The sequence below is a fragment of the Actinophytocola sp. genome (genome assembly GCF_036378875.1).
Classification (GTDB): Bacteria; Actinomycetota; Actinomycetes; order Mycobacteriales; family Pseudonocardiaceae; genus Actinophytocola.
Genome location: NZ_DASUVO010000031.1, coordinates 1 through 4,110 on the forward strand (window position 1 = coordinate 1; position 4,110 = coordinate 4,110).

Annotated in this window: 5 protein-coding genes; 3 read left to right on the forward strand and 2 right to left on the reverse strand. The window is 69.5% G+C overall.

Going from position 1 to position 4,110, the window contains the following annotated elements:
* From VF106_RS08540 to VF106_RS08550, 3 genes are all read left to right on the forward strand, one after another.
* The coding region (locus VF106_RS08540) for a glutaminyl-peptide cyclotransferase (RefSeq protein WP_330839051.1) at positions 1–353 on the forward strand (353 nt) is incomplete at its 5' end.
* A 67-nt stretch (positions 354–420) separates the two neighbouring features.
* The gene (locus tag VF106_RS08545) at positions 421–2,316 is read left to right on the forward strand and encodes an MFS transporter (protein WP_330839052.1); all 1,896 of its coding nucleotides are present in this window, start codon (positions 421–423) and stop codon (positions 2,314–2,316) included.
* Between the two features lie 136 nt (positions 2,317–2,452).
* Entirely contained in the window at positions 2,453–2,929 is a 477-nt protein-coding gene (locus tag VF106_RS08550) for a DUF2771 family protein (RefSeq protein ID WP_330839053.1), read from the forward strand.
* A gap of 40 nt (positions 2,930–2,969) precedes the next feature.
* On the opposite strand, the gene VF106_RS08555 is transcribed toward VF106_RS08550, so the two are convergent.
* Positions 2,970–3,356, reverse strand: a complete 387-nt coding sequence (locus VF106_RS08555; RefSeq protein WP_330839054.1) for a cold-shock protein — start codon at positions 3,354–3,356, stop codon at positions 2,970–2,972.
* Between the two features lie 99 nt (positions 3,357–3,455).
* Positions 3,456–3,998: a 3'-5' exonuclease gene (locus tag VF106_RS08560; protein WP_330839055.1), complete on the reverse strand. Its 543-nt coding sequence runs from the start codon at positions 3,996–3,998 to the stop codon at positions 3,456–3,458.
* Between the last annotated feature and the right edge of the window lie 112 nt (positions 3,999–4,110).

Genomic DNA, 4,110 nt, shown 5'->3' on the forward strand with positions numbered 1-4,110 from the left:
ACCGCCTCACCTACCGGAACGTCGACTCGTTCGCGGCCGAGGGCGGGGTCGAGGTCCGAGACGACGGCGAGCCCGTGAAGAACATCAACGAGCTCGAGTGCGTGCCCGACCAGGACGGCCGCGTGCAGGTCTGGGCCAACATCTGGCAGACCGACGAGATCGTGCGCATCGACCCCGCGAACGGGCGGGTCACCGCGACCGTCGACCTGTCCGGACTGCTGCCAGAAGAGCAGAGCGCCGGCGCCGACGTCCTCAACGGCATCGCCCACATCCCGGGCACCGACGAGTTCCTCGTAACGGGGAAGCTCTGGCCAGCAATGTTCCGGGTGAGGTTTGTCACGGCGGGTACTTAACCTGGTAGGCGGATCCCCTGACCGGGTGTGCCCGTCCTTGAGTTGTGAGGCCGTCGACTAGGGCAGGATGGAAGGCGTGAAGCGTCGCCGCAGCTGGACGAAACAGCAGGCGCCGAAATGGCGTCAGCAGCAGCCGCCGACGCGTGCCTACGAACAGCCTCGGCAGGAGCCGCCCACCAGCGCCGTTCCCGCCCGGGAAGAGCCGCTGACCAGCGCGATCCCCGCGGCGAGCCACTACCCGCAGGAAGACCTGCGCCAGACCCGCCCGGTCCGCAGGGACCCCTCGCAGCAACAACCGCCAGCCCGTGACTGGCGCGACCCGCCGCCGCGCCGCAACTGGCGCGACGTGCCGCCGCCCCGGCGCCAGCTGCCACCGGTCCCGCCGACCCGGCCGATGGACTACGACTACGACGGCAGCCCACCCGAGACCTACGGCCCGGACGGCTACGCGCCCGACCACCAGGGCCCGCGCGCGCCCCAACAGCCGCCGAGGCCACCGGGGCCCCAGCCCACCAAGGTCGCGCCACAGGGCGTGCCCGACACGCCACGGCCCGGCTATCCCAAGAAGCTGACGGTCACCCGTGTCGCGGCGATCCGGAGCAAGGAGCTCACCAACAAGGCGGCCTCCGCGTTTCGACGGGCCGTGAACGCCGACGGCGCCGACAAGTCCGGGCTCACCGCGCTCACCTACGCGACGATGCTCAACTACGCGAGCGACGCGGCCATGGCCGTCGCACTCGCCAACACGCTGTTCTTCTCCGCCGCGAGCACCGACTCGTCCAAGGGCAAGGTCGCGCTCTACCTGCTGATCACCATCGCGCCGTTCGCGCTCGTCGCCCCCGTGATCGGGCCGATGCTGGACCGCATCCAGCGGGGCAGGCGGCTTGCCATGTGCGCCACGTCGGTCGGGCAGGCGCTCGCGTGCGTCGTGATGGCCGGCAACTTCGACGGCTGGCTGCTCTATCCCGCGGCACTCGCGAAGATGGTGCTGTCCAAGTCGTTCACCGTGCTCAAGTCGTCGGTCACGCCCAGAGTCGTGCCGCCGGACATCACGCTGGCCAAGACCAACGCGAGGCTGACGACGTTCGGCCTGGTCGGTGGTGCCGCGTTCGGCGCGGTGGCCACGCTGGTGCTGCAGATCTTCGACTCGGCCGGCGCGCTGTGGTTCACGGCCGCCATCTGCGTGGTCGGCGCGGTGCAGGCCATGCGGATCCCGGCGTGGGTGGAGGTCACCGAGGGCGAGATCCCGGCCACGCTCGACGCGCATCCGGAGGGGCCGCGCCGACAACCCATGGGCCGCAACGTTGTGGTCGCGCTGTCCGGCAACGCCACGATTCGCGTGCTGACCGGCTTCCTGATGATGTTCGCCGCGTTCGCGGTGCGGGAGCAGACCGAGGGCGAGGCGTTCAAGCAGCTGTTGCTGCTCGGGGTCATCGCGGGCGCGGCTGGCGCGGGCAGCTTCATCGGCAACGGCATCGGTGCGCGCATGCACCTCGGCAAACCGGACCAGATCGTGCTCGGCAGCATCATCGGCTGCCTGACGTCGACGGTGCTCGCGATGCTCATGGAGGGCATCGCGACCGCGGCGCTCGTCGGCCTGGTCGGCGCCACGGCCAGTGCCCTGGCGAAGAACAGCCTCGACGCCGTGATCCAGGACGACCTGCCCGAGGAGTCCCGCGCATCCGCGTTCGGGCGGTCGGAGACCGTGCTGCAGCTGGCGTGGGTGTTCGGCGGCGCACTCGGCGTGCTGCTGCCGCCGACGTTCTGGATCGGGTTCCTGGTGGTGTCGCTGCTGCTGGCGTTCGGGCTGGTGCAGACGATGCTGACCCGCAAGGGCCAGTCGCTCCTGCCGTGGTTCGGCGGCGAGCGCCCGGTGCGCCCATGGCGGACGGCGACCGGTCCGCAGCAGGCCCAGGTGGCGTTCCAGGAGGGGCCGCCCAGCTCGCCCGACGACCGCACCTAGGAGCGGTCCGGAGGCGCCCGCCGCCGGACTGACTGAGGAGCGTGCTCGGGAGCGAGGAACGAGCGTCGAGTACGCGACGACGGAAGGAGGCGGCCGGCGCCGGAGCGCAGCGACTCGTTCAACTAAGCTTTTTGGCGTGCGAAAGCTGCTGGTGGTCGTCCTGTTGGTGCTGGCCGGGTGCTCGTCGAACGAGACGCCGGCCGCCGTGCCGCAGCCCAAGGTCGACTTCACGGTCGCCGGCAAGAAGGTGACCGCGAAGCCGTTCATCTACTGCGACGTCAAGGTCGAGGACTGCCGGCGCGACAACGCCGCGATGATCAAGATGGCGGTGCCGCCGAACACGCCCGTGCAGGTGACGGTGCCACGCGAGGTGGCCGACACGCCCTGGTCGGTGGTGATCCAGTACACGACCGCCGCCGGCGAGCAGAAGGCCCCGGTCACGGTCGGCACGTTCGGGCCCGGCAAGGAGACCACGTTCGAGGCGATCCCGCCGGACGCCGGCGCCCAGCTGCAGACTGTCGAGGTCAAGCAGGCCGGTGGCGTGCTGGTGGAGGGCGAAACGGGCCCGGAGGCCGTGACGAGGGCGGCCTGGTCACTGCAGGTGACGGCTTGATGTCCTGAGGGGCACCCTCGGGAGGGTGCCCCTCAGCGACCTACGGGTCCAGCTCCCGTGCCACCGCACGAACCACGTCGGCGATGCGCTTGACGTTCTTGCGGTCCGGGTAACGGCCACGGCGCAGGTCCGGCTGGACCTTCGCCTCCAGCAGCTTGATCATGTCCTCGATCAGGCCGTGCAACTCCTCGGCCGGGCGACGCCGTGCCTCGGCGACCGACGGCGGCGGATCGAGCAACCGCACGGACAAGGCCTGCGGCCCCCGACGACCGTCGGCGACACCGAACTCGATGCGTTGACCGGCTTTCAGCCCGGCCACCCCGGCCGGCAGGGCGGAAGAACGGACGTAGACGTCCTCGCCTCCGTCCTGTGTGACGAACCCGAAGCCCTTCTCCGAGTCGTACCACTTGACCTTTCCGGTCGGCACAACGGTCACCTCCACACACAAATGAACGCGCCCAGGGCGTACCCAGGACGCGTTACTCCAGCCTAGGCCACTTCGAGGTGCGGGGGGTAGCCGGTTATGTCACCAGAGGTTGTTCGCCCGCAGGTGAAGGACGAGAGCGGCGATGTTCCACGAGTCGTCGTCGCCGCGGTGGTGGCGGCCTTCGAGCTTCAGGCCGGCGAGCTCGAGCGCCTGCGCCATGCCGGGTCGTTTGCGCAGGTCGAGTGCCTCGGTGAACCTGAGTTTCGCGTTGGTGTGGTTGCCGCTGAACGGATATTCGGTGCCGGTGTGCCTGCACTGGCGGGTGAACTGGTTGCGGTCGTAGTCGCCCCAGCTGGCCCACGGCACGGTTTTCGTGTTGTGGTCCCTGGCAAGGATCTTGCACGCTTCAGCGAACGTGACGCCCTCGTCGACCTCCTCCTGCGTGAGGCCGGTCAGCTCGGTGCAGAACGCGCTCACCCGCGATCGTTGCGGGCGCACCAGGATGCGGTGCTTGGCCAACCGGGACCGCTGGTCGAGGTCGACCACGGTGAGCCCGATCTCGATGATCTCGCTCACCTGCCCGGGCGGCGACTGCCCCTCCCAGCAGGTGGCCTCGACATCGACGACGTTGATCAAACTCACGTGGTGAGTCTAGGGACGCTCCCGCAGAAAAGTGAGCAGTTTTCTGGTCGCCCCCGCCGGAACAGGGAGGACGACCTGAGGCCGCTTGCTGTCCCGCACAGCGGCGAGATCG